Origin of the sequence: Roseiconus lacunae (assembly GCF_008312935.1) — a bacterium.
In the GTDB taxonomy this organism is placed as follows: domain Bacteria; phylum Planctomycetota; class Planctomycetia; order Pirellulales; family Pirellulaceae; genus Stieleria; species Stieleria lacunae.
In genome coordinates this window covers 229,138-255,376 of record NZ_VSZO01000007.1, presented here as the reverse complement: position 1 = coordinate 255,376, position 26,239 = coordinate 229,138, and the positions used below count along the sequence as shown (strand labels likewise).

Genomic DNA, 26,239 nt, shown 5'->3' with positions numbered 1-26,239 from the left:
CGATTCGTCCGTAGGCGGGTGGCCGCTGGGACCATTTTGATGGCGATTCTGATGGCCATCGCACCAAGTAAGTCATACTCCGATGTCCCGTTTGAATTCCAGCAAGACGATGTTGTCGCAATCTTCGGCAATGGCTTAGCTGACCGAATGCAGCATGACCCTTGGGTCGAAACGATTCTGCAATCCAAGCTGAAGGACAAAAACGTTCGATTCCGGAACATGAGTTTTTCCGGTGACATGGTCAATCAGCGGCCAAGAAACAAAGGCTTTACGAACGACACCGAATATCTGCAGCATGTCGCACCCGACGTTGTCTGGTTGATGTACGGCTACAACGAATCACACGCCGGCCCCGGGGGCGCGGATGCCTATGAAGGTGAGTTGGTCAAGCTAGTCGAGAAGTATCGTGAGCTGCGAAAACAAGCCGGCGTTGAAGCTCGGTTTGTTCTCTTCAGCCCGATTGCTTACGAATACACCGGCAATCCGCATCTACCTGATGGTCGCGAATTGAACTCCAACTTGCGGGCGTTCACCGCTGCCACCGAAGCGGCGGCAGAGACTGTCGATGCGACATTTGTGAATCTCTTCACGCCGACGCTTCAGTTGTACGAAACCACCGAAGATCCTCTGACGCTCAACGGCATTCACCTCAATGCGAAAGGCTACCGAAAACTTGCCGACGTAATCGCGAATCGACTGATCGGAGAATCCGTTGGTGATGATGCCAAACTCACGCAGATTTACGAAGCCGTCGAGGATAAGAACTGGCATTGGCACAATCGCTATCGCGCCACCGATGGCAACGACATCTGGGGATCGCGGTCGACACTGAGCTTTGTCGATGGCCAAACGAACGCGGATGTGTTGGTGCATGAGTTAAAAATGCTAGACCAAATGACCGCCAACCGGGATCCGGTAATTTGGGCGGCAGCGAACGGCAGATCCATCAAAGCGGATGACAGTAACGTTCCCAAACCGGTCACGGTGAAGACGAATGTCGGTGGCGGAAGCCGAAGTTCAAGTAAAGAGAAGGAAGGAAGCACGGATTACCTAAGCCCCGAAGAGAGTCTGGCAAAAATCAATGTGCCCGATGGCTTCGAGCTAAACGTCTTTGCTTCTGAGAAGATGTTTCCCGATTTGGCAAACCCCGTTCAATTACAAGTTGATACGAAAGGGCGTTTATGGGCCGCCAGTTGGAATTCTTATCCCAAGTGGGAACCCGGCGATGAATTGAAAGACAGCTTGATGATCTTTGAAGATACCGATCGTGATGGCGTCGCCGACAAGCGAAAGATCTTCGCCCATGTCCACAATCCACTCGGATTCGAATTTTGGGGCGGAGGCGTCTTGGTCACCTCGGGACCCGATCTACTGTTCCTGAAGGACACCGACGGGGATGACAAGGCCGACGTGCGTTACCCGATCTTGCAAGGTCTGGGAACGTCTGACACACACCATGCGGCGAACAATCTGATTTACGGTCCCGACGGTGGGATCTATTGGCAAAGCGGCGTGTTTTTGGTGCACAACCATGAGACTCCCTGGAAGTCGAATCTGAATACCGGTGTATCGGGAATGTATCGATTCGACCCTCGTACGTTTGCGATCAGCCCGATTGCCGCAAACAGTCCGAACCCTCACGGCAGTAGCTTCGATCGCTGGGGATATCTGTATGCGAACGACGGTACCGGAGGAAAGTCCTATCAAGTCCGTCCGAAAGACGACGGCTTTCAAATGCACTCGCTAGTTGTCAAGGAATTTCGCCCCGTTCCCGCGAACGAAATCCTATCGTCAGCCCACTTTCCGGAGGACATGCAACAGGACTTTTTGATCTTGAATGTGATTGGGTTCCTAGGCATCAAACAGTATGATTTGGATCGCGGTGACGGTGGCAATCGTCCCTACGGTCACGTCTGGGGGACGCCGGTCCGCGAGTTACTTAACGGCGAGGATCGGAATTTTCGTCCTAGCGATGCGATCGTCGGCGAAGACGGCGCGCTTTATGTGGCCGACTGGCACAACATGATTATCGGTCACATGCAACACAACATCCGTGACCCAAGTCGCGACCACAAGCATGGGCGAATTCTGCGTTTGACGGTCAAAGGGAGACCTTTGCAAGAACCTGTCGCGATCGACGGTCAACCCATTGAAGCGTTACTGGAAAACCTCAAGCACCCGGTCGACGGCGTACGGCATCGGACGCGTGTCGAACTGAGCGAGCGTGATTCGGCCGAAGTCCTTGCCAAGGCGCAAGCGTGGGCAAAAGATTTCAATCCTGACATCGAAGATGAAGCTCATCATCTATTGGAGGCACTTTGGCTGCACCAGCAACACGACGCAGTCAACGAAGAATTGTTGGCAAAACTGCTTTCCTCCGATGTCCCCCATGCGGTCGTCGCTGCGAAAACAGTGCAACACTTTTGGAATAACTTTGATGCGAAACGAGCCGTGAAATTCGCGGGCTCACCTGAATTGCATATCGTCAACTATCGCCCGCCTCGTCACCTGGATCGAAAGTACCATGATTCCTATAAACGTGGTGGTTTGATCTTCCAGCGTGAATCACATTGTGCGACGTGCCACCTGACCAATGGTCAGGGCAACGGCTCGGTTTACCCGACGCTGGTCGGCAGTCCATGGGTCACGGGAAGCGAAGAACGGCTGATCAAGCTTGCGTTGCACGGCATGTGGGGCAAGATGCAGGTCGGTGGAAAAATTTACGATCCTTCGCGAGGCGTTCCGCCGATGACGGCATTTCGTGATTTGTTGAAAGACAATGAAATGGCGGACGTGCTGACGTTCGTTCGAAACACCTGGGGCAACCAAGCGTCGCCGATCGATGCCGAACTGGTCACTAAGGTTCGGGCCGAAACGTCTGATCGCACGACCTTCTGGAAGCCAGAGGAGTTGGAAGCGATCCATCCCCTGGAAAAGGCTCTGATGATGAAAGAGGACCTGGAAACTCCTGAAGTCATCAATAACTTGGCACTCGAAAAAGACCTGCTGGGCCAGCCCGCAGACGCTTTGGTTGCCGCGGCGATGGAACGCGGTAAGGTCAATCGAGGCAAACGAGTGTTCTACCAGTCAGCCGCCGCATGTTTCGCTTGTCACGACCCACCTGGCAATGCGCCGCGAATGGGGCCCGACTTGACAAAGCTCACCAAGGCGATGAAGCCTGTCGACTGGGTCGACGCGGTGCTGCACCCATCCAAGCAGATCGACAAGGAATTCGCTCAGATCAACGTGTTGACTGACGAAGGCAAAGTGATATCGGGAATTCGTATTTCCGAAGATGACACCGGAATTGTTTTGCGAAACGTTGCTCAGCCAAAGCCAATTACCATCGCTGATGAATCGATCGAAGAGGTCAAAGAATCAAAGAATTCGATGATGCCAGATGGATTGGTACGAATGCTGAAAGATCGGCAAGAGTTTGACGATTTGCTTCGTTACCTGATTAGTTTGAAGTGATCGCCAGGTCCGCTACGAATGCGTTTTCCAAAACGTGATTCTATCGGGAGACGCGAACTGCGATTTCGCCGAGACGGATTCACTGATTTAAGAGCCTGATGATTTTCTATTGTTGCCCTTCACTCCGTGACGGTAGCGTTCTTTTCTGCGGGTATTGCGAAGTGGAAGGCGACTTTGTGAGAGATCAAATCTGAAAATCAACAGGTCATTAACGCATTCTCGGAAGCGGTAGACGCTGTCGACGATCAATTGTCGACAACTGAAGACGTTGACCTCGCCTGTTCCAGCGGTAGCGGAACGGGCGAGGTTTTTTAATGCGCGACCAGAATCGCCTGCCCAGAAGTCGAAGACGTAGACGGTCGACGAAACGCCATGATGGGATGTCGATCGGGTATGGTAACGCAAATAGTTAACCGATCACACTTCCTATGACGCCCCCCATGCTACCTGAAGAGATTGCTCGACGACTTCATGCCGGGAAACCGGTTTTCGGAACACTTGTCGTATCAACCTCGCCGCGATGGCCGGAAATGATTCGACAATGTGGTCTGGATTTCGTCTTCATTGACACCGAACACGTTGCAATTGATCGACACCAACTCAGTTGGATGTGTCAAACCTATGCCGCCATGGGGCTTTCGCCGATCGTTCGCATCCCGTCGGCGGATTCGACTTGGGCGACAATGGTGCTCGACGGTGGTGCATCAGGCGTGATCGCTCCATACGTAGAGACATCGCAGCAAGTGCGTCAACTCCGTGGTGCGGTGAAAATGAGACCGATCAAAGGTGCAACGTTATCGCGAATGCTGGACGGCCAATCAGAATCCGATAGCCTGGACCAGTATCTAGCCAACGTGTCACGTCAAAAGCTATTAATCGTCAATATCGAAAGTGTTCCGGCGATCGAAGCGCTGAACGAGATTTTGGCGGAACCCGGTCTGGATGCCGTGCTGATCGGCCCTCACGACTTAAGTTGTTCGCTGGGCATTCCCGAACAGTACGATCATCCGGAGTTTTTGACCGCTTGTGAGACGATATTCAGAAAAGCGCGCGCCCACAACGTCGGCGCGGGGATCCACTACTGGGGGAACGCTGAGGAACAAGCAGCGATGCTTGAACGTGGAGCGAATCTGCTAATTCATAGTGCAGACATCAAGTTGGTGCAAAAGCACTTGTCGGCCGAACTGCGGCAAATTCGTCACGCGATCGGCTTATCCGATTCATCGCCAGACCAATCGGATCTGGCGATCTGAATCGTTAAGAGGTGAGCGTGATGCTTCGGCCGATGCTTTAGTCGAGCAAGTGGACGAGCAAACCACTTCGCAGCTTGGGCTCGAACCAGGTGCTCTTGGGCGGCATCACTTCACCAGCGTCTGATACGGCCATTAGCTGGGCAATCGACGTCGGGAACATGGAGACTGCGAAGGCCCATTCGCCCGACTGAACTTTCTTCTCCAGCTCACCGGTACCGCGGATGCCGCCGACGAAATCAATCCGTGGATCGGTGCGGACATCTTCGATACCGAAGATCGGTCGGATCACACGCTTTTCAAGCAACGCCACGTCAAGAGAATTGATCGCATCGTTGTGATCGATCGAACCAGCGGGCACAGTCAACTTGGACCAACTTCCATCCAGATAAATGCAAAAGCTTCCGGCCTGATCTGGGACAGGATCGTCGGTCGGTTCGAGCGTACCGACTTCGGCCAAGCGTTCACGAATCTGATCGGGCGTTTGGCCATTGAGATCTTTGATCACACGGTTGTATGCCAAAACATTTAGCTGCGATGCCGGGAAGAGAACGGTCAAGAACCAGTTGTATTCTTCCTCGCCGGTATGATCGGCATTTGCTTCCCGGCGGGCCTTCCCGGCACGCCAGGCGCTAGCGGCGCGGTGGTGACCGTCGGCGACATAAAATGCGGGAACTTCGCCAAGTGCTTTGCAATAAGACTCCGCGTCTTCGATTTTCCAGACGGTGTGCTGGACGCCGTCTTCGGCGGTAAAGTCGTACAGCGGTGCCTGTTTAATTGCATCTTCGACCGACTGATTGAGTTGCTCGTGGTCGCGATAAGTCAAAAACACTGGACCGGCGTGAGCAGCCAACGTCGTGACGTGCCGGGTTCGATCGTCTTCTTTTGCCGGACGAGTGAATTCGTGTTTGAGGATGCGATTATTTTCGTAGTCATCGATGTGGGCGCAGGCAACAACACCGATCTGACTATTCCCGTCCATGATTTGCCGATACAGGAAAATCGATTCGTCAGCGTCCTGCTGAAGTGTTCCGGCGTCCATGAACGCGCGGAAGTTCTTCGCCGCGGTTTCGTAGATCTCGTCGGCATACGGGTCGGTTTCCGGCGGCAAATCAATGTCGGGACGGACGACATGAAGAAACGAATCAGGGTTGCCTTCCGCCAACTGGGCGGCTTCGGCTCGATTCACCACGTCATAAGGGACGCTGGCAACCGCGGCGGCTTTGTCGGCGGGAGGACGAACGGCGCGGAAAGGTTTGACGCGAGGCATGACAAAATTTTTTTGGTTGGGAATGCACGTAGTCTTCGCTCTTCGGGGCACCGATGCGGCCGTTTCTGGGACACCGCATGGGGCTCGTCCGAGCGGAGAGTTTTATAAACGCCGGAACACTGTTTTGACAGCCCACGAATGATCAACGCGCGGCGACTGAACCGGCTAAACTGGTGGTTCGGATGCCGGTCCTCCGTTCCTGCCATCGATGCAATATTCCATCCTTAGTTTTGAATTCCCCATGAAGAAAACTCTTTCCACCGTTGCAATTTTGCTGACCACCGCCGTCCCAACGCTGGCCGGAGAAAAACTGCTCGAAGATCACTTCGAGCGGAACGAACAAGACGAATCCCGCGAGCAACTTGGCAACGATTGGTCCACGAACAGCAAAGCACGGGCGGCGGGGAACAAGCAAGTCGATTTGGCCGATGGAGCCATGCACATCTATCGGCACAAGGTCGCCGATCACGGTGTCTCTGTCGTCCATGACCTGTCTTTCAAAGACGTGACGATCACGATGCGTTTCAAAATCGGTTCCGGCGACGAGTTGGGGATTAACATCGCGGACATGAACGAGAAGTCAGTTCACGCTGGTCATCTGTGCGTCGCAAAAATTCGGCCAAACAAAGTCATGTTGGCCGACCTAAAGACGGGACGAATGAAGAAGGAAATTCGTGAGCGATCGAAGGCGAAACAGCTGAGCGCTGACGATCGCAAGCTGATTAAATCCAAAGAGAAGTCAATCGATGTCAATTTGTCAAAAAACACCTGGCACGATCTGAAAGTTCAGATCAAAGGTGAGACGCTGACGGTTTCAATCGATGGCCAGACGATCGGCGACTTTCAGTCGCCTGGGATCGGACATCCTACGAAATCACGATTGCGTTTGGCCGTCGCCAAGGAAGCTTGGGTGGACGATGTGATCGTGATCCGCGAAGACTGAGCGTTCCATTTCCTGATGGCCGGGTTTGCACTTTGTTTTGATCTCGTTGTTCTAGATTTACCATGATCCGATTTGTTCTAACATTCGTGTTCACTGTCGCTTCCACCGTAGGCGTAAGCTCGCAGGCAAATGATCGTCCCAACATCGTCGTCATCGTTTGCGATGACCTGGGGTTTTCGGATCTTGGGTGTTACGGCGGCGAGATCGAAACGCCCAACCTTGACCGATTGGCAAGTAACGGACTGCGTTTCACGGATTTTCACAACAATGCCAAGTGCAGCGAAACGCGTGCATCATTGCTGACCGGATTGTGGCATCAACAGTCAAAGAATTTAAAACTCCCCGGCAATGTAACGCTCGCAGAGGTTCTGCGAGATTCAGGTTACTCGACCATGATGAGCGGGAAGTGGCATCTTGCCGGGCATCCACTCGATCGTGGCTTTGATCGCTACTTTGGTTTTTTGAGCGGTGCCGCGAATTTTTTCACCGGCCAAGATTGGGAGAGCGGACGAAACCTGATGCGGCTCGATCGGGAAGTTTTCGAAGTCCCCGGTGATTTCTATACCACGGATGCGTTCACGGACTACGCGATCAAGTTTATCGATCAGGCTCGTACGAAAAACCGGCCATACTTTCTATATCTTGCCCACAACGCACCACACTTTCCGCTGCATGCGTTGCCGGACGACATTGCCAAATACAGAGGACGTTACGACGTGGGGTGGGACGAGATTCGCGAGCGGCGGTTCAGACGACAACAAAAATTGGGCATCGTTGACCAGACATGGAGTCTTTCCGAACGGGACCCCAAGTTGGAGCCGTTCTCGACGCTGACGCAATCACAGAAGGAGTTCCTCACCCCAATGATGGAAGTCTATGCGGCAATGGTCGATCGACTCGATCAGAACGTCGGTCGCCTTGTCAGCGATCTTCAGGAACACGGCGATCTAGACAACACGGTCATCTTGTTCTTCTCCGACAACGGTGCTTGTCCGTACAATCGAATGAAGACGCCGAACATTGGTCCCGGTCCCGCCGAAAGTAACTATGCCTACGATGCTCGCTGGGCAAATATGTGCAACACACCGATGCGGTTGTACAAGCAGTACGCCCATGAAGGTGGTTCGCTGACACCGCTGATTGCGCATTGGCCTGCGGCAATCAAACAACCTGGCGGCTTGACGAATTCGACACACCACATCGTGGACTTGATGCCAACGGTGATCGAGCTGGCAAAGGGTCAATATCCGAGCGAACGTGAGGGTCAGCCGATCAATCCCAGCGAAGGCATTTCATTGGTTCCAACGATTCGGGGCCAAGCGAGCGAATCAAGACCGCCAATCTTTTGGGAGTTCGCATCCAACCACGCAATTCGGGAAGGAAACTGGAAACTGGTTGCCGAGCGATCCCGCGATTGGGAGTTATACGACCTGTCACTAGATCGGACGGAAACCAACGACGTTAGCGACCGATATCCCGATGTCGTTCGTCGCCTTAGCCAGTCGTATAACGCGTGGGCGAAACGTGTGAACGCCAAAACGCATCCGGCGGCAAAGAAAACCAAACCCAGCAAGCAATCGCAGCTATTCGATTTATCGAAGCACTAAAAGTAGAGCTCTGAGAAAGGACTGGCAGGGCGGGGTCTGCGAAGCCGTTCGGTCGGTAATTGACGCCGCTTCGTTTTTCGTTTTACCGCACGAATCCACAAAACATGAAAAACCGCTACAGGCGGAAAATTCTGATGCCGATGTTTGACTACCAAGGGGGAGTCTGCGTCGCTTGGTCGCGTCACTGCGCGCCTCCGTGAAACCGCGAGTGAAACGTCGTTCGCTCGCAAAAATTGGATGGATGAGGTGATGAGGACTTCAGGGATGAAAACCTTCGCGCGATCAATGGTCTTGGCGTCGATCGGCCTGCTTTCAGCGGCAACAGCCGCTCGGGAATCGGCCGCCCAACGGCCCGTCGTTCCCGGAACGGGGAGCGAAATTGTTGGCGTCGCAGATGACTTCGAAGATCCGTCGTGGAGCTATATTCCGCGCGATCCGAAGAGCACCGAAGACATCGACGAAAATCAACGCGGGCCGATGGGACGCAGTACCAACGGGCGTTGGTATGAGGGTGTCAAGCGAGGCCATCCCGATGTCGTGCAGCGCGTCGAGACGCCAAAGGGTGGGATCCCCGGCAGCAAAGGCGCCTTGCTGATGCGAAGCAAGTTCACCGGAATTCCCGGTCGCCCTAGCGGGACGATGCACCAAGATGACTTTGTCGCCAACGTGCAGTACCGCCTTAAGCGACGACTGGATATCTCAGAAGTTCCCTCGGTGACCACACGAGTTTTCCTGCCGCCTGTCGAATCATGGGAAAACCGCAGCGGGCCGCACTTTGGATTCCGGTTGGCGTTGGAAACCACGGCGATGGTCGACAAAGAAGTCGGTGTCGGTATCTTCAAGCGAACCGTCGAAGAGATGGGCAACGAAGTCTATTGGCCCGGAATGTTTGTTGAATTCGAAAGCAAGCACCAGTCACGGAAAGATCATGACTACGCGTATTGGCGAGTACGAGGGAACAGTCGAGGTGGTGACTTCCGTGGGCCACAGATCACGACGACTGGATGGTGGACGCTGGGGATGAGTGTGACGCCCGACGGGATGGTGCACTACTACGCATCGCCCGGTGTGGACGATTTGACCGAAGACGACTACATCACCAGTCAGTTCCCCTACAGCTACCGGGCCGAGCGATTCCGCACGTTTTTCTACAACGTTTGCAGTGCCGACGATGGACAGCGTTGGAGTACGACGTTCGTCGTCGACGATCCCAAGGTCTTCGTCCTACGTCCGAAAGGCCAACAACGTCGCGTCGCAACCCGGCCATAACGCCGGTCCGATGAGTTGCGACTGTCAAAATCGGAATGATTGACCGACCAAGGTCTGCTGACGGGTCGGATCCCCGTTCGTGAATGGGGGCGAATGGACTATCCTTAAGGGCGTTGTTGAGAGGTCCTTCGCGGCGATAAGCTATGACTACGTCGGCCGCCGCAGAAGTCTGACGCCCTTCTATATCGCTACTCCCGTGTCACTGTCGGCTACCAAAACTCCTGTCTTTGATCACTCTTGGCCAGCCGCGCCGAGCGAGTCTGGCAAGGCGACTACGGCGGCGTTGAAGCCGTTTGATTTGGTTGGAAGCGACGAAAAGCGAGTTTGGGAGTCACTGCGAGCGCGTTACGATCGATTTAGAAGCCCATTCTTTTCCGTTGCCTTCTCGGAAGCGGTTCACGCCGTTCGTCAGGATGTCGAGGTCGCGGTCGTCTACCAAAATGAACGTCCGATCGCGTTTTTGCCGCTGCACCGGCAGGGCCAGTCGTGCTTTCCTGTTGGCCGCTTCTTCAACGACGCACACAATATCGTTTGTGATCCCGGGCTCAACATTCCGTGGCACTGGTTGCTGCGTCAGATCGGCTGCAATGCCTATCACTTTCATGCTCTCGTTGGCCAACCACTCGATGAGATGCCTCCGCATTGCTGCCATCGCAAAGTCCGCTCGTTTCGCTGCGAAATCGGTGACAACCCAGTGCAGTATCTCCGTGACCTAGGTCGGGCGCATAAAACCATCGGGCGTCAGGGACAAAAAACTCGAAAGATGGCTCGTGAGGTCGGTACGGTACAATTTGAGTTTGATTGTCGAGATGTCGAGCGACTTCGGCAAGCGATTCGCTGGAAACGGAATCAGTACCAGCGGACTCATATCCTAGATCTATTCTCAACACCTTGGACCATGGAGTTGGTGGAACGGCTATTTGGGAACATCGATCGCGATCAAACCCCTCGCGGCATTCTCTCAACGCTCAACGCCGGAGGACGCACCGTTGCGGCACACTTTGGGATGCTCGACGGCGATCTGCTTCACTACTGGTTTCCGGCCTACGATCCCGCGTTCGCAAGATATTCTCCGGGAACCGGGTTGTTTGTCTCGATCCTCGAAGCTGCCGAAGCACAGGGCTTGCGCTGCATCGACATGGGTTACGGCGAGCAACCGTATAAGCGAAAGCAAACTGACGAAACCGATGAAGTCGGCCAGGGTTGTATCTCACCGTCATTCACGTATCGTTTGCTCCGATGTGGCCAAGCGCACTTAATCGATGGCGTGAAAGCGCTTCCGCTCAAGTCTTCGCTTAAACGTGTCGGGCGATCGATCTGGCCCAGTGCCGGTCGTTCGAAGCTAACTTAACAAACCTAATGAACGGTATTTCTTCGGTGAAGCAATCGATGGACAATCAACATCCCAGGCATCGCTTGTTGAGCCGCCGATTGATGCTGGGATCGATCGCGACATCGGCGATGGGAATCAGTGGTTGTCCGTTATCGATGCCGCAAACCTTGCCCGGTGATGCGAGCGATGACGAGCAAACGGTATCGGTCGGCTCAGACGATCGCGAACTCGCGACCTTGGTTCGCGACACGTTGGATTACGAGAAAAATTCACGCGGGCTGTCGGTCTCAATTAACGGCGCCTGGCAAATCTTTCATGGTATTTTGGCATACGGAAGCGAGTTCCTAATCGACACTCCAAGCGGTCTTCAAAGTGCCGTCGAGTACTTTAAAGCCGGTGGGGTTTGTGATGGGTTTCGGCCGCGCCTCGGCGATCGCTTTGACGATGGCGAGTATGGCTTCAAAGTTGACATGCAGGCGAGTACTAAAGTTGGTCAAGGTCACCGGGACCAATGGCTGGCAGTCGTTGCGCAAGCGGGGCAACAGCGGAACGATCAATGGAAAATCGACGAGACAACGCTAACGATCGAAAATTGGCTGCGGCAAGCCGAGTTCGATGTTCCGTTGAATTACGAAGCTGAATTTAGTTGGACCTTGATTCCACTTTCGTTCTATCGGCCATCAGATTACCGCTGGACCGCCCGTGATGGCGAGACCTACAGCACCGAATTGTTGGTCGAATCGGAAGTCCTCCGTGACTTGGCGGCAAGCGTATGCGGTGGGACGCACCGGTTGATCGGCATCGCCTATGCGCTTCGCAATCGTGTCACTGAGGGTAGCGCGGTGACCGGGATCTGGTCACAGGCGAAAGATCATTTGGCCGCCGCGATCGAAATGGCGCGTGTCAATCAGAATCCCGATGGAACTTATTCGACCGCCTATTTACATCGTACCGGATGGTGCAGTGACCTTGGCGAATCTCTGGGGACCACCGGGCACGTCTTAGAAACGATTGCGGTTGCCGGGGACGACGAGACGCTGCGTGCCGACTGGGTGCGACGCAGTGTTGTCAAGCTTTGTGAAATCCTAGAGCTTTGTCGCGGGGTCGACTTGGAGTGTGGCGTGCTTTACCACGCCCTACATGGTCTACTTGAGTATCAGCGCAGGATCGCATCCGCTTAATGAACAGGATCGCATCCGTTGAGTGAAACCGACGGGTAAGACGTCTATTCATAGATCGGGTAAAACGTGTTGAAGGCTTTTTCGCCAAATGATCCGGGGTCGTTGAAACGATGATTCTGATTCAGCCCCGAAATTGTCTTCATCTGCTCCTCGCTGAGTTCGAAATCAAACAAGCTAAGGTTTTCGATCAGACGCTGCTTCTTTGTCGTTTTGGGGACGATCGAGGTGCCCCGTTGGACGGCCCAACGCATGACCACTTGAGCCGGGGTTCGGCCGACAGCTTCCGCGATAGATTTGGTCTCGGCGCGGTCGATGACGCTTTCGCTTTCTTCCGCCATCCCAATGGAAAAATATGACTGGGCTCCGAGCGATGAGAAACCGGTGACATGAATGTCCTGCTCGGCACAGAATCGAAGGAGCTTTTCTTGAGTGAGGTAAGGATGCAGTTCGACCTGCAGCACAGACGGTTTCTCTGGTGATGACGCAATCAGATCACGAATCAGCGAGACGCCAAAGTTGCAGACCCCGAGGTTACGAACCAAACCAGCTTTCTTCAGTTCAACCATCGCCTGCCATGTCTCGATGATCGGAACCAAATCTTCCTTCATCGCAGGTTCATCGGCATCGGGATCGAAGAACCAACCGGGCGGGTAGCGTTTCTCTGGGGCCACGTAGGCCAAAGAGATTGGGAAGTGAATGTGATAAAGATCAAGGTAGTCCAGGCCAAGGTCTTGAAGCGACTTTTCCAATGCGGGACGAACGTGTTCGGGGCGATGGAAGGTGTTCCAAAGCTTACTGGTCACCCACAAGTCTTCGCGTGTGACGAGTCCCGCGCTGATTGCGTTACTGATGCCTTCGCCAGCTTGTATCTCATTTCCGTAGTCGCACGCCGAATCGATATGTCGATAGCCAACGTCGATAGCGTCGCGGACGACGCTGGCCGTCTGATCGACATCAATTTTCCAAATTCCCAAACCGACCGCCGGGATCTTGTCCCCACTGCAAAGCTGAAAAACGTCGCTCATTAATTGCTTCCTCATGACGAATGGACTGTTCGGCGGCTATCTTCCCAAACCTAAGACGCTGTGACCAGCCGTTGATGATCGATGGGCCAAGTTGACCGCAGTCGATCGAAAACATCAAAACGCAGAAGCGGGAGATAGGCGACGCCCCGTGGGGTTTGCAGATCTAAACGGGAAGTCATACGTATTCGCTGAAATTTTGCCCCACCGTCAGAGCTGGACGAAGTCACGAAGGTTAAAAAAGACAACTGCCACCGAGCATGGAATTTCGCTAGGCTGGAGGTTCGTTCCGAAAAGCGAACCAAATTTTTCAGCCAACCCCGCCGCCGTCGGGCCTGCGTCGCCAAGCCCCGCGCGAACCGGGGCTCGTAGCTAATATCGTTGGCTCGTCGGCATACTTCGGTTTTCGGATCGGTTCTGAATGCGTTTTCGATGTTTTGGCGAGCACTTTTCTGATGGATCGAAATGAATCGATAGCACGCTCGTTGCTGATGGGATTGAGCAACGACGGTTTGGAGAATGTGCTTTCCGCGTTTCAACCACGCACTTTTGAAGCCGGCACGACGATCGTGCAAGCTGGTGACAGCGGTGACGAGCTATTTCTGATCACCGCCGGCCGCGTGCGAGTTTGGTCGGGCGACGGCCCCGCCGTTGCCGAACGCACGCTCAGTATGATGGGGCCCGGAGAGCACTTCGGCGAAGCGTCGGTGATCTCTGGATCCCCTCGAAGCGCCACCGTGTCGGCGATCACTTATGTAGAAGCGATGGTGCTTTCTGGAGATGACTATCGCAGGTTGGTGAAATCCTATCCAGAGTTGCTGGAAAACGTCACGCGGTCGTTGACCAGTCGATTGTCGCAAATGAATGCCGCTCGCCAAAGCGACGTTCGCCCGAAACGTGGCCTGCATTCACTTGGCGTGATCATTCAGGACACCGAAGGTTGGCGTTTGGCCGAAGCTTTGGTCGCGACATTACGGGCGAGCCAACAAGTGGTTCAGCCGATCTTGCTCTGTGATCATCCCGATCAACGGCCAACCGATCTGGATCGTGACGCGATCAGCGTCCAACCAGACGACTTAGGTTACACGATCGCCGAACGGATCGACCAATCACTCTCAGTCACAATGGCGATGGGCAGCAACGCCGCCAAAGCAGTCGTGCAGGAATGCAACCGAGTGGTATTTGCTGTTTCTGCGTCGACTGGCTTGTCGCCTAACTTGAAAGCACTTCATGAAGCGATTCCGCCACATCGACGTCCGATCGTCGCGTTGATGTTCGACGGCAATGCATCTGAGCGACCAAAAATGAATCAACCGGCAACGGCGGTGCGGTGTCGTTACTCTGGTCAAGGGCTGGCGTCGCGTTTTGATCCATCCGGTGCCGTCCGATTACATCGCTCGTTGATGGGACGCCGAATCGGTCTAGCACTCGGTGGCGGCGGTGCAAGAGGGATCGCACACATTGGCGTCCTGGAGGTCCTGCGACGCGAAGGGATCGTCTTTGACTCGATCGCCGGAACCAGCGCCGGTGCGATCGTCACCGCGGCAGTCGGCGTTGGGTTTCAGCCGAGCGAAGTCGGGGATTTCTTTCGGAAAGAGATGGTGCCCCCCGGGTTCCTCGCGAAACGTTCTTCCACCAGACGTATGTTTTTACTGCATAGCTTTCGGGGCGGCCGGTTCGAAGTCAAACTGCGGCGGTACATGCACCAACTTACTTTCGAGCATTCTGATCTGCCACTTTCGATCACCACACTCGATTTGATCAGTGGCGAGCAACAAATTCGACGGGAAGGAGACTTGGTCAACGCGGTTCTGCAAAGCATCAACCATCCCGTGTTCGGAAGTCCAATTATCCGAGAGGGGCAGATGCTCGTTGACGGCGGCGTCTTAATGAATGTCCCCGCCTCTGTTTTGCGCAGCGAGGGCTGTGACCAAGTCATCTCGATCGATGTCGGGTCAACGATCACGACCGACTATGGAAAGGATAAACGCGGAAATCTCCGGAAACCAAGCTACTTTTCAACGCTATTGCGGGCAATGGACATCAGTCGGCGTCATTGTAGCGCCCTGCATCGCGAGGAAAGTGACCTGATCATTATTCCCCAGACCAGTGACTTCCGGATCGAAGACTTTCACGCGGTCGATCAACTGATCGATGCCGGACGCGAAGCGGGGGAAAAGGCCGTTGAAAACGTTAAGCGAGCAATCAGCTGAAGCGTCGAATCACTTGATCGCCACCGTATAACCGAGAAAGCTATGAATCTAGCAAGCCAACCAGGCCCACCTTCAGCCGACGCGATTTTGGTCGACCAGATTCGCGCCGGTGATTCGACGGCATGGCAATCACTGATCGATCGGTACGAAGGACGTCTGCTCGCGTATACTCGAAGCCGGATTCGTGATGCCGCAGCTGCCGAAGATATCGTCCAAGAAGCCTTCGTGGGTTTCCTGGTCAGCTTGCCGAATTATGACGGTGATCGTCCACTGGAAAGCTATCTGTTCTCAATCTGTGCGTACAAGCTAACGGATCATTTACGTCGCGAAGGTCGTCGGCCGACGATTCAGTTGCAAGGTCAGAAAAGCACCAGTGGCCCTATTGATCTGCCCGGTGGCGGCAGAGTTGCCAGTAGCATCGCCCGTAGCGTCGAAAGAAAGCATTTGGAATCCAATGCGATTGCCGATGCGATCGAGGAACAGATTCAACGTTGGAAAGAATCCGGCAATTGGGTGAAACTCCAAGCGATGGAACTGATCGTCGTTCTTGGCTGGGGCAACAAACGTGTTGCCGAACATTTAGAACTGACTGAGCAGCAGATCGCCAACTACAAAAGCGACTTTTTGATTCGCTTAAAAGCAATCATCAAGCGAAAAGATCTCGACGATAGCGTCTTCCCAGAGTTGGCCGATGAGGGCATGGCATCCTAAGCGTTTGAACATGAATGTTTCCGCTTAAGTCGTTTCACTCTAGCACTGGGAGGGTGTTATCCAGATTATTAAACACCAAGTCTCGCGTTTACCTGCTTAGTGCGGCGTTCCAATCGAACCAACGTGTTGGATGGCAACCAACTTTGGCCGAACTCCGGCAAATCAAACGGGCGGAATTGAATTCGTCATTACCGAAGTGGGGGTTCGAAGCGATGGCATCACCGTTGGATTACGACACCAATTTATCCAAACCCTGCGATACGCTTTCTCTATTTCATTGACGAAGCGGGCTTCGTTGCCGATCGTCGATTTGACTTTCTCCCGCAGTGTATGCCGCGTTTCGGCGAGCTGTTCAATATCCGCCGCTAAAGCAATCGTTTTGTCGCGATACTCTTGTTTAGATTTCGCGATCCACTCCGGATGTCCGAGATGATGGACGATCCCCGCCGTCCCCCGCGACGGCCGACTGCTTCCGTAAATCGCGATCATTGGAATGCCCATCCACAACGCTTCCATGGTTGTCGTCCCGCCGGCCCACGGCGTCACATCGAGGGCCAGGTCGATTTCCCTGTAGATCTCGAGATAGGAGTCGCCTTTGAATTGATTTCTGATTTCAATCCGAGCCGGATCGATCCCTTGTTGCTCAAGAGCCGATCGTAACTCGGAGGCCGAACGCTCGGTAAATCGGGTATGGAAAGCGAGCAAACGCGCCTCCGGACATGCCTGAAGGGCGGTCGCCCAGTAGTCATGCGTGGACGCCGAAATTTTAAACGGACGGTGTAGCGAGCCGAACGTCACCTGTCGCCGTGTCTTCGCCGGAAGTTCCGAAACCTTTGGTGCCGTAGGCGGGGCCTGAAATGAGAACGAGCCGCCTGGGATTCGGATCAGTGTTTCGCTATGTCGATCGGATTCATCGATCGGATTCTGAACCTCGCATGTAAACGAATAGTCGATGGTGTCGAGACCTGTCGTGTTGGGATAGCCCAGCCAAGAGATTTGGACGGGCGCTGGCTTCTGTGACCAAGCGGTCAAACGATTTCCAACGGTATGACCAGATAAGTCGACAAGGATATCGATTTTGTCTTCGATCACTTGGGCAACGATTTGATCATCGGAGTAGCCAAATGTGACTCGCCAATGATCCGACTGATTCTTTAGTCGGCGCGTCCAATCGTCTTCGATCGCACCCTCGTAGTAGCAGAACGTTTCAAACCATTCGGCGTCACGTAATCGCAGTAGCGGTTCAAAGAAACCCGCGACCGCGTGCTCTCGAAAATCCGCCGACGCGTAGCCAATTCGAAGGGGGCGGATCGCTGTGCGCTGATTGCGGTGCGTTGAAATCACACGCTTACTTCCATGCAGATTCCCCCACTGTAAATGCGCCTGATAGACTTCCTCCGGCGAAACATCCGGTGTACCTGTAAGTAGGTAGAGCAGGCATCCATGGGCGCCACTAAGCGTCGGATCAAGTTCGATCGCACGGCGAAAACATTCGAGTGCCTCTCCGCGTTGTTCCAGGTCAAGCAGCACCGCCCCAAGTGATGCGTGGATACGGGCGTCATTGGGAGCACGCTGAAGTGCCCTACGCAGGATCACGTTCGCTTCGACAAAGTCTCCTAAATCGTGGAGCGTTGAACCGAGATAATGCAGCGCAAGCTCACTGGAGGGGAATTCACCGCATAGGTTCGTCAACAATTCTTTTGCTCGCTCTAGTCTTCCGAGACTTGCGATCGTTCGCGCGTGTGTGAGCCGAGAGTTGAGATCCTGTGGACGTGAATCGATAACTGGCTGCAGATATTCCAAAGCGTCTTCGTACCGGCGCTGTCGCCGTAAACACTCGCCGAGGTTTCCCATCACATCCAGGTGGTTTCCGTCCTGCTGGAGTAAGCTGCGATAAAGTCGCTCGGCGTCGTGCAACTGGTTTAGTTTGACCAAACAGTTCCCCAAGTTCATGGAGGCCTGTGCGAAATCGGGCTGCAATTTTAAGGTGATGTCAAACTCTGTTCTTGCGTCCGGATACTGCTCCGTTTCCAAATAGAACACGCCCAGGTTGTTGTGTAATTCGGCATTGTTCGGATCCTTGGATATAGCAATCCGAAGCACATCGATCGCCTCACTCGTTTTTCCCGTCCCGTGATAAACAATCGCAAGGTGGGGCAAGAGTTCGTCGGGCTTGGCAGAGAAGGACCGTGCTTTTTCAAGACACGCGACTGCGTCATCATGTGCGCCGCCACTGTAGAGCGTCATCCCAAGCCAATGCCAAGCTTCACTGTGAGTCGGATCTTGACTGATGATCTGACAGTAGATTTGTTTTGCGCCGTCAAGTTTTCCTTTTCGTTGTAGATCGAGCGCGAGCGTCATTTGTCGATCGGTGGCATCGCTACCAGATTCATTGCCAGTACTGGAAAGCGATTTTCCTGCCGTTGGACGCGTCCGACGTTTTCGTTTGTGCAGGGGCTTACGTGAAGTCATCGCTGTGTGTTTTCCTGTCGAATCAAAGGTTCTGCAGCTTGAACAGGCCAGCCGTTTGTCAACCTTGGGGGCATCGCGCCAATCGAAAACTCGGACGGGTCCGAGTAGCCCGGTGGGCGATTGCCCCGGTGACTTCAATACAATTCTAGGCAACATTATGCGGGAAATTTCGAAGCCAAACCGGAACGCTGCACTAGTTTCATCGGCTGAGTTGGCGAAGATTGCCACGTTGAACACGCAACGTGAGCGTTGTCTTGCATCCACGGCGGATTGACTCACTTACTTGGTGTGACGTTTTAGACCGTCTTTTCCCGTGTGGGTCGCCACGATAGCTAGCAACGGGACCCGGCAGAGGGTTTTCCGCCCTGTCGTTGCGACGGTGATACCAGTACACCAGTCAAATTCGAGGACCGGGTAACCTGACTGATCGTCGACGGCATTTTCGCCCACCGCAAAGTGCCAGATCGATAGATCATTTAGACTATTGCCGCGTTCATTGCACCGATTCAAAGCCCTTGCCTTTGAACCGATTTGTCGACAACGGCAGACGTCTAAAAGGTAGGCTTGTCCATTTCCTTGCGGAACCTAAGAGAGTTTCACCATGAGATCGATTGCGTTATTCAGTTTCACCGTGGCGGTACTGTGCGGTTCCGCGATTGCGGCGGACGACTCAACACAGACTGCCGAGCGTCTTGACGTGATGGTGCCGGTGCAACTGCACTACCTCATTTCACTTCCGGAGGGATACAGCGACTCCGGGGATCCAATGCCACTACTGTTATTCTTGCACGGTGCTGGTGAACGGGGCAGTAAGCTAGAGCAAGTGAAGAAGCATGGTCCGCCAAAGCTGATCGAAGCCGGTCAGAAACTCCCATTCATCGTCGTATCTCCGCAGTGCGGCAGCGGGAAGATCTGGCAACCGCATCAACTCACGGCACTCCTCGACGATGTGGTCAAAAAATACAACGTGGACGAGAACCGAATTTACGTGACGGGACTGAGTATGGGCGGCTTTGGGACGTGGGCTTTGGCGGCCTACACACCTGAGCGTTTTGCCGCTGTCGCCCCCATCTGTGGCGGCAGCGAGGCGTTTCGCGCAAAAGCACTAAAGGGTCTACCGATTTGGGTTTTCCACGGAGCAAAGGACAGCGTGGTTCCTTTGTCGCGATCGGAAACCATGGTCGAGGCCCTCAGGAAGGTCGGAAACGAACCGAAGTTCACCGTCTATCCGGAGGCCCCCCATGACTCGTGGACAAAAACGTACAACAATCCGGAATTGTACGAGTGGTTTCTGTCACATAAAAAACGCTAGTCTTAGGCCGTGAACGGCCTGTCTTTAGGCAACCGAGACGATCGTTAAATCGCGCCGACGTTCCAGATGTCGTCGGCGTATTGCTGGATCGTGCGATCGCTGGAGAACCAACCACTGTTAGCTGTATTGAGGATGCTCATACGATCCCACTGTTCGGGGTTCATGTAGATCCCAGCTACTTGGGCTTGGGAATCGATGAAGCTTCGCAAGTCCGCGATGCTCAGCCACTGATCTCCCGGGTTCCGCAACCCGCCGATCAATTCACCGAAGATACCGGGTTCGTTTTCATTGAACCGCCCGCCTTCGAGCAACTCCATGATTCGGCGGATATCGTCATCTGAATTGATGATTGCGTTTGGATCGTAGTGCTTTCGAGTTTCGGCGACCTCTTTCGCATCGAGTCCAAAGAGGAAGAAGTTTTCTTCACCGGCTTTTTCCCGGATTTCGATATTGGCCCCGTCGAGCGTTCCGATTGTGAGCGCGCCGTTCATCATGAATTTCATGTTCCCCGTTCCGGACGCTTCTTTACCGGCGGTACTGATTTGTTCGCTCAGTTCCGTACCCGGGCAAATCACTTCCATGGCAGAGACGCGGTAGTTCGGGAAGAACACCATTCGCAACAGATCAGCCGCCTTAGGTTCGGCGTTGACACGTGCGGCAACGTTATTGGCCAGCTTGATGATCAGCTTCGCGATGTGGTATCCCGGTGCGGCTTTACCGCCAATCAAAACACAACGCGGTACCATGCCTTCGGTATCGCCACGCATGATTCGGTCATACAAGTGAATGACGTGCAAGATATTGAGCAGTTGGCGTTTGTACTCGTGAATCCGTTTGACTTGGACATCGAACATCATCGACGCATCGAATTGCACGCCCGTGTTTTGAGCGATGTATTTGGTCAATCGTTCTTTGTTGGCTTGTTTGACTGCTCGCCATTTCTTACGAAACGCAGCGTCTTCGGAATACGGTGCCAGATCTTTGATTTTCTCAAGATCTGATTCCCACGAAGAACCGATTGTCTCGGTCAGTAGATCACGCAATCCAGGATTACAATGGGAAAGCCAACGTCGCTGGGTTACACCATTGGTCTTGTTGTTAAGTTTCCCGGGCCAAATACGATCGAAGTCGGAGAACAAACCGCTTTTCAGCAGATCGGTGTGCAACTGGGCCACCCCGTTTACCGAAAAGCTGCCTACGATCGACAGGTAGGCCATTCGAATGTGCGGGTTGTTGCCACCTTCGATGATAGAAACCCGGTTCAGGAGTTCTTTGTCGCCAGGGTACTTCGCTTCGACAAAGGCCAAGAACCGTTCGTTGATCTCGTAAATGATTTCCAAAATCCGCGGTAACAAATTCCCAAACAGTCCAACCGACCAACGCTCCAAGGCCTCCGGTAGCAACGTGTGGTTGGTGTACGCCATACATTCCGTCGTGATTGCCCAGGCGTCGTCCCACTCCAGCCCATGCTCGTCCATCAGCAACCGCATCAATTCCGGAACGGCGCAAGCGGGGTGCGTATCGTTGAGCTGGAAGCAGTTCTTTTTGCCGAAGTCGGTGAAGTCCTCGCCATTTCGCTTCACCCAGTCAGCGATAACGTCTTGCAAGCTGGCCGAAACAAGAAAGTACTGCTGTTTCAGTCGCAGTTCCTTTCCGTTTTCGCTCGCATCGTTGGGATACAACACCATCGAAATTTGCTCGGCGTTGTTTTTCTCGGCAACTGACTCGGTGTAGCTGCCCGCGTTAAACTCGCTTAGGTTGAACTCGTCAGTTGCCGTCGCCTTCCACAAACGCAGCGTATTTACGGTCCCGTTGCGATAACCTGGGATTGGCATGTCATAAGGCACCGCCAAAACGCATTGTGATTCGACCCACTCGTGATGAAGCTTGCCATCGGCATCGCTGGTGCGTTCGGTCCGCCCGTAGAGGTGAATTTTTCGAGTGTCCTCGTGACGTTCAATTTCCCAAGGATTGCCGTTGCGCAGCCAGTGATCGGGGCCTTCAATTTGTCGGCCATTATCGACCGTTTGATTGAACATCCCATATTCGTACCGAATCCCGTACCCGGAGACCGGCAATTTCAAATTGGCACAACTATCCAGAAAGCATGCCGCAAGACGTCCCAAGCCGCCATTGCCAAGTCCGGCGTCGGGCTCCTGATCGATGACTTCTTCAAGCTCAACGCCGAACCGATGAAGCGCCTTTCGCATCGGTTCTTCCAGATCCAGATTCAACAGCGCGTTGTTTAGTGAACGCCCGAGCAAGAACTCAAGCGAAAGATAATGGACCCGACGTGTATCGGATTGATCGATCCGTTCACGGGTGCTGATCCAGTCCTCCGTGATTCGATCTCGCGCCGCAAGTGCCGCAGCTCGGTAACAGTAGTCGCTGTCCGATTCAGCTTCGTTTTTTCCAAGCGAAAACAGCAGGTGACGACGGAACTCACGAGAGAGCGTGTCCAAAATCACCACGCCGTTGCCATTGCTATGATCGGACATAGGACTTTCTTCGAGGGTCTTTTGCATCGTCTTTCTTAACTCGATCGATATTCAATTTGGAATGGAACCGCAATCAGTGATAGAGTGCTCGCGACGTGGAAACAACCGTCCAAGTTTTGACATGATGTAGCGGAAGAATGACCGCCCACAAATTGCACAAACGGCCAATCATCCTGAACAAAAGTACGGCTGCTGCGGTCGGTTTTACCGTGAGTCGCATCGACGCGACTGTCCACCTCAATTCGAGATCTCTGTCTGAGTGATCGGACGTGAAACCGGCTGAAGCAAGAAAAATCGACCGGATTAAGATTTCCCCATCACTCAAAAGCCATCCAACACGACCACAACAACGTAATCGGCACACCCGTCAAAACTGACAAGTATTTTCAGGCATCAAAAGTGGTTCGTCTAGGCTAGGATCGCCCCCCGGCAGCCAATCATCGGCTATTAGCGCGGCGTCCGCAAAGTTAAGACGCGTTAACCGATCTCGTAGCGATCGTCGTCCGACGGAGGAAAAATCTTGACCGCATGGGTTTCGTCCCCATGATTTTTGCTCGCTCCGGACGTGGACGTCGGCGTCCCAGTCGTTGTTTCGGCTTCGACTGCCTCTTCGACCCGCAGTTTAGCCAGCCCGATTTGTACAACCATTCCGGACTTCAACGTCGCCTTGTCGACTTGCTGGCCGTCGACAAAGATTCCATTCTTCGACCCGAGATCGCGGATGACGAGCTCGCCGCCGGCACCAATCACGAATTCGCAGTGGCGACGGCTGATCGAGCCATCTTCCAAGTGAATGTTGGTCAACATTCCCCGCCCCACTGTCACAGGCGTTTGCAGTACCCAGCTACGTTTATCTTTTCCGCTCTCGCGGTCAACGAGCGTAAACTTAAACTTCATCGCAGACTCCGAGGTCAAGCATGGTAAGAGGTAATAGCGATGAGAGGGCAACCAGCCAAGAAAGCGGCTGCACAGACGAGGATTTCACTTTAGCCATTGTCTATCCGCGCGTCCACTGGTGACCCTCTTGCTGACGCCGACCGACTGAAGTCACCACCGTCACGGTCACACCTTGGTTTGTTGATGTGAAAGGTTTGTTGATGTGAAACGCTTTGCATGACGTCACCAAGGCCGGCGACCGAGTCAAGTCCTGTGATTCGTGACCACGTTCGGTACTTCCGCAAGCGAGAGCTGAACTCCGCAATTTCAAAACGCTTTGATAAGCTGCCGCCGTCTACGCTACCGCCATAGACCTGGATTTGAATCAGGCCGAGATGTTAGGCCCAGAGCAAGGCGGCAGTATCGCGACCGAAAAGAACTCCTTCAGGAACCTGACGAATTTGTTCACCTTTTCTTTGGACGAATAGCCCGATACGCCCAGCGAGTACGCTTTGACAACGTCACTGCGATGCTCCGACGAAGTCAGTACAAATACAACTAGGTGACGCAACATCGAATCACGTCGCATCTCGGCAAGGAATTCCAAGCCGTTCATACCGGGCATGTTCAAATCAAGCACCACGACCAGGTTCGTCGCCGGATCTTGTTTAAGAATCGAACGTAGCGTGTGAAGTGCTTCGCGGCCTTCGCTTGCCCGAACGACTTCGGTTTCGGCGAGCGATTCCTTGCGGATACCGCGTTGGAAACATTCCACATCGAGGTCGTCATCTTCAACTAGGACGATGATTTTTTTCATGTTTGCGAACACTCCAGTGATTGTCGATCGATCACGGGAAGCTGTAACAACGAAGCGGTTCTCGGACCGGATACGGAGCTAATTCGTTTGGGCCAGTCGACCAGAAATGTTGAACCTGTTCCAACGGAGGATTCCAGTTTGATCGTCCCACCTAGACGTTCGACCTGTTTTTTGACAATCGCAAGCCCCATCCCACTGCCTTCAATGTTCCCCGGTGATACCCGTTGGTACATCTTGAAGATCCGATCAAAGTGCGTTTGTTCGATTCCTTTACCGTTATCGATAACATTGACTCGTGCGAAGTCTCCTGATTCTTCGAGGCGAATTTCGACGCGTCCCTCGGTCCCCTTATCATTATACTTGATCGCGTTGACGACAAGGTTCAGTAACACCTGCCGCAACGGAGGAACGGGCGTCTCGATCTCAAAATCGCCACCTGAAACACTGATCGTCACTTCCGCTGTGTCTTCGAGCATCTCGAGCACTGACGATACAAACCCACGAAGGTGAATCGTTTCAACCTGCTGTTCATTCTTGCCAATTCGCGAATACTCTAACAGATCAGTCAGGAGCGATTCCATCTTAACGACACGTGATGCCATTAATTCTAAGTGCTCTTTCGTCTCCTCGGGGATTTCTTCACCGAGGTCTTCCCTTACCCAGGTGGCGAGGTTTTTGATTCCTCGCAATGGAGCTTTTAAGTCATGCGAAGCGACATAAGCGAAGTTATCTAGTTCGCTGTTAATCTCTTCGAGTGACGTCGCTTTCTCGTCCAAGTCGTGGGAGAGTCGCTGAGCGGTCGCGAGCAGCTCCTTTGTTTCACGATTCTTTTCGCTGAAGACCTGGGCGGCTTCCGACATCCGGCCAATTTCGTCGTGGCGGGAAAGCCCTGGAATTTCGATCAACGTTTGACCTTTGGCGAGCTTACGAAACGCCGTGGTCAAATCCGAAATTGGATTGACGATCGAGCAATACAGCCGGCGAGATACCGTCACCGCCAAAATCAACGCAAGTAGACAGCCGAGAAGCGTGAACCAATAGGTCTGTCTGAATGCTTCGTCACGTCGATCCCGGTTCGACTGCAAGTCATCAGCAACCCGCTGATGAATCAGTTTTGAATAGTAGCTAAATTCGGAGATCTGACCTGCCATGACGACGTTTTCGTAGAACATGAATCCGAGCGTTGCCTGCATCGATCGCAATCCAAGCCGCCGAAATTCGGTTGCCAAACCATTCAATTCGCCTCTTGCCATCCCCGTCGCCTCCGTTTCATCGGGGCCGGCAGAGTTAAACATGGAGACAAGCGTGTTGACCGATCCGACAAACTCTCGTTTCAGGCGACTCCGTGGTCGAATCAAATACCGGTGTAAGTATGATTCAGATTGATACAGACTGGCGAAGGCTGCGGCGGAATCAAACCCGTCATCACGATCAGCATCAGAGCGTTTTGCGTAGCGATCGATCGTATCACGCAGTGTATCGATCTTTTCTGGCAGTACTTCATGAACGAGCTGTTCACGTATCTTTCGTTCGACGCTGGCACGTTCGAGCTGTTTCGCAAACTCCGCAACGTGCTCGCTCATCTGATCAAGCAACTCGCGGACGTCTTCTCGTATCGTCCCTTGGCGAAGTCGTTCGGTACTTTGGGAAATCGTGACCGCAAGTTTTTCGGCGGCTTTCTTTTTCGACGTCGCGCCGGTGTGCAAGTAGTTCTCGGCTGCCAACTTTAGCTGATGAACGTTCTTATCAATCTCTTGGACCGCTTCGGCGACTTTGCCAATTTCTTCGTGAGCGGCAAAAAGTTTGGTCAAGCGATACTGACCATAAAATCCGACCGTACAACAAACCAGACAGAGCAACAGTTGAACGCCCGCGCTCAAGAAAATACGTGACCTGAGCGTCAGCCATTTCGCGAAGCAGAGTCGGCAGGGGAGTTTGCCGCAATCCGGGCAGTTTGATACGGAACGATTCATAGCACGAGATTTGTTCCA

Annotated in this window: 17 protein-coding genes; 10 read left to right on the top strand and 7 right to left on the bottom strand. The window is 53.5% G+C overall.

From position 1 onward, the window contains the following. The first annotated feature begins 51 nt into the window (after window positions 1-51). Both FYC48_RS11060 and FYC48_RS11055 read left to right on the top strand, forming a co-directional pair. Window positions 52-3,474 carry a PVC-type heme-binding CxxCH protein gene (locus tag FYC48_RS11060; RefSeq protein WP_235034210.1) on the top strand — a complete coding sequence of 1,141 codons (3,423 nt, stop codon included), beginning with the start codon at window positions 52-54 and terminating at the stop codon, window positions 3,472-3,474. A 440-nt stretch (window positions 3,475-3,914) separates the two neighbouring features. Further along, window positions 3,915-4,727 (top strand): HpcH/HpaI aldolase family protein, encoded by an 813-nt coding sequence (locus FYC48_RS11055; RefSeq protein WP_149496872.1) that lies wholly within the window; start codon window positions 3,915-3,917, stop codon window positions 4,725-4,727. Between the two features lie 37 nt (window positions 4,728-4,764). Here FYC48_RS11055 and FYC48_RS11050 read toward each other — a convergent pair whose 3' ends face one another. Then, window positions 4,765-5,994 (bottom strand): DUF1015 domain-containing protein, encoded by a 1,230-nt coding sequence (locus FYC48_RS11050; protein WP_149496765.1) that lies wholly within the window; start codon window positions 5,992-5,994, stop codon window positions 4,765-4,767. A gap of 241 nt (window positions 5,995-6,235) precedes the next feature. Between FYC48_RS11050 and FYC48_RS11045 the strand changes: the two genes are divergently transcribed. The 5 genes from FYC48_RS11045 (at window position 6,236) to FYC48_RS11025 (ending at window position 12,327) form a co-directional block, all read left to right on the top strand. After that, a complete protein-coding gene (locus FYC48_RS11045) occupies window positions 6,236-6,937 on the top strand; it encodes a family 16 glycoside hydrolase (RefSeq protein WP_149496764.1) in 702 nt (233 codons plus the stop codon). 62 nt (window positions 6,938-6,999) lie between these two features. Next, window positions 7,000-8,544: an arylsulfatase gene (locus FYC48_RS11040; RefSeq protein WP_149496763.1), complete on the top strand. Its 1,545-nt coding sequence runs from the start codon at window positions 7,000-7,002 to the stop codon at window positions 8,542-8,544. A 264-nt stretch (window positions 8,545-8,808) separates the two neighbouring features. Then, window positions 8,809-9,813 carry a hypothetical protein gene (locus FYC48_RS11035; protein WP_230780420.1) on the top strand — a complete coding sequence of 335 codons (1,005 nt, stop codon included), beginning with the start codon at window positions 8,809-8,811 and terminating at the stop codon, window positions 9,811-9,813. Window positions 9,814-10,009: 196 nt separating this feature from the next. Then, window positions 10,010-11,164, top strand: a complete 1,155-nt coding sequence (locus FYC48_RS11030) for a GNAT family N-acetyltransferase (protein WP_149496762.1) — start codon at window positions 10,010-10,012, stop codon at window positions 11,162-11,164. An 8-nt stretch (window positions 11,165-11,172) separates the two neighbouring features. Next, complete coding sequence (locus FYC48_RS11025; RefSeq protein WP_149496761.1) at window positions 11,173-12,327, top strand: hypothetical protein; 1,155 nt, start codon at window positions 11,173-11,175, stop codon at window positions 12,325-12,327. A 44-nt stretch (window positions 12,328-12,371) separates the two neighbouring features. Here the strand turns inward: FYC48_RS11025 and FYC48_RS11020 are convergent, their stop codons facing one another. After that, a complete protein-coding gene (locus FYC48_RS11020; protein ID WP_149496760.1) occupies window positions 12,372-13,352 on the bottom strand; it encodes an aldo/keto reductase in 981 nt (326 codons plus the stop codon). A gap of 452 nt (window positions 13,353-13,804) precedes the next feature. Here FYC48_RS11020 and FYC48_RS11015 point away from each other — a divergent pair, with 452 nt between their 5' ends. Together FYC48_RS11015 and FYC48_RS11010 are read left to right on the top strand one after the other, a co-directional pair. After that, entirely contained in the window at window positions 13,805-15,562 is a 1,758-nt protein-coding gene (locus FYC48_RS11015; protein ID WP_149496759.1) for a cyclic nucleotide-binding and patatin-like phospholipase domain-containing protein, read from the top strand. 42 nt (window positions 15,563-15,604) lie between these two features. Further along, a complete protein-coding gene (locus tag FYC48_RS11010) occupies window positions 15,605-16,273 on the top strand; it encodes an RNA polymerase sigma factor (protein ID WP_149496758.1) in 669 nt (222 codons plus the stop codon). A gap of 162 nt (window positions 16,274-16,435) precedes the next feature. Here the strand turns inward: FYC48_RS11010 and FYC48_RS11005 are convergent, their stop codons facing one another. Then, window positions 16,436-18,745: a tetratricopeptide repeat protein gene (locus tag FYC48_RS11005; protein ID WP_160149457.1), complete on the bottom strand. Its 2,310-nt coding sequence runs from the start codon at window positions 18,743-18,745 to the stop codon at window positions 16,436-16,438. Between the two features lie 601 nt (window positions 18,746-19,346). Here FYC48_RS11005 and FYC48_RS11000 point away from each other — a divergent pair. Continuing rightward, window positions 19,347-20,057: a carboxylesterase family protein gene (locus FYC48_RS11000; RefSeq protein ID WP_149496756.1), complete on the top strand. Its 711-nt coding sequence runs from the start codon at window positions 19,347-19,349 to the stop codon at window positions 20,055-20,057. A 44-nt stretch (window positions 20,058-20,101) separates the two neighbouring features. Here FYC48_RS11000 and FYC48_RS10995 read toward each other — a convergent pair whose 3' ends face one another. The 4 genes from FYC48_RS10995 to FYC48_RS10980 form a co-directional block, all read right to left on the bottom strand. Further along, window positions 20,102-22,555, bottom strand: coding sequence for a glycogen/starch/alpha-glucan phosphorylase (locus tag FYC48_RS10995; RefSeq protein WP_200836584.1), 2,454 nt, complete (start codon window positions 22,553-22,555; stop codon window positions 20,102-20,104). Window positions 22,556-23,032: 477 nt separating this feature from the next. Next, window positions 23,033-23,452, bottom strand: coding sequence for an FHA domain-containing protein (locus tag FYC48_RS10990; RefSeq protein WP_149496754.1), 420 nt, complete (start codon window positions 23,450-23,452; stop codon window positions 23,033-23,035). Between the two features lie 364 nt (window positions 23,453-23,816). Further along, a complete protein-coding gene (locus tag FYC48_RS10985) occupies window positions 23,817-24,248 on the bottom strand; it encodes a response regulator (RefSeq protein ID WP_149496753.1) in 432 nt (143 codons plus the stop codon). Further along, complete coding sequence (locus FYC48_RS10980; protein WP_149496752.1) at window positions 24,245-26,221, bottom strand: sensor histidine kinase; 1,977 nt, start codon at window positions 26,219-26,221, stop codon at window positions 24,245-24,247. The genes FYC48_RS10985 and FYC48_RS10980 overlap by 4 nt, the downstream gene beginning before the upstream one ends. Between the last annotated feature and the right edge of the window lie 18 nt (window positions 26,222-26,239).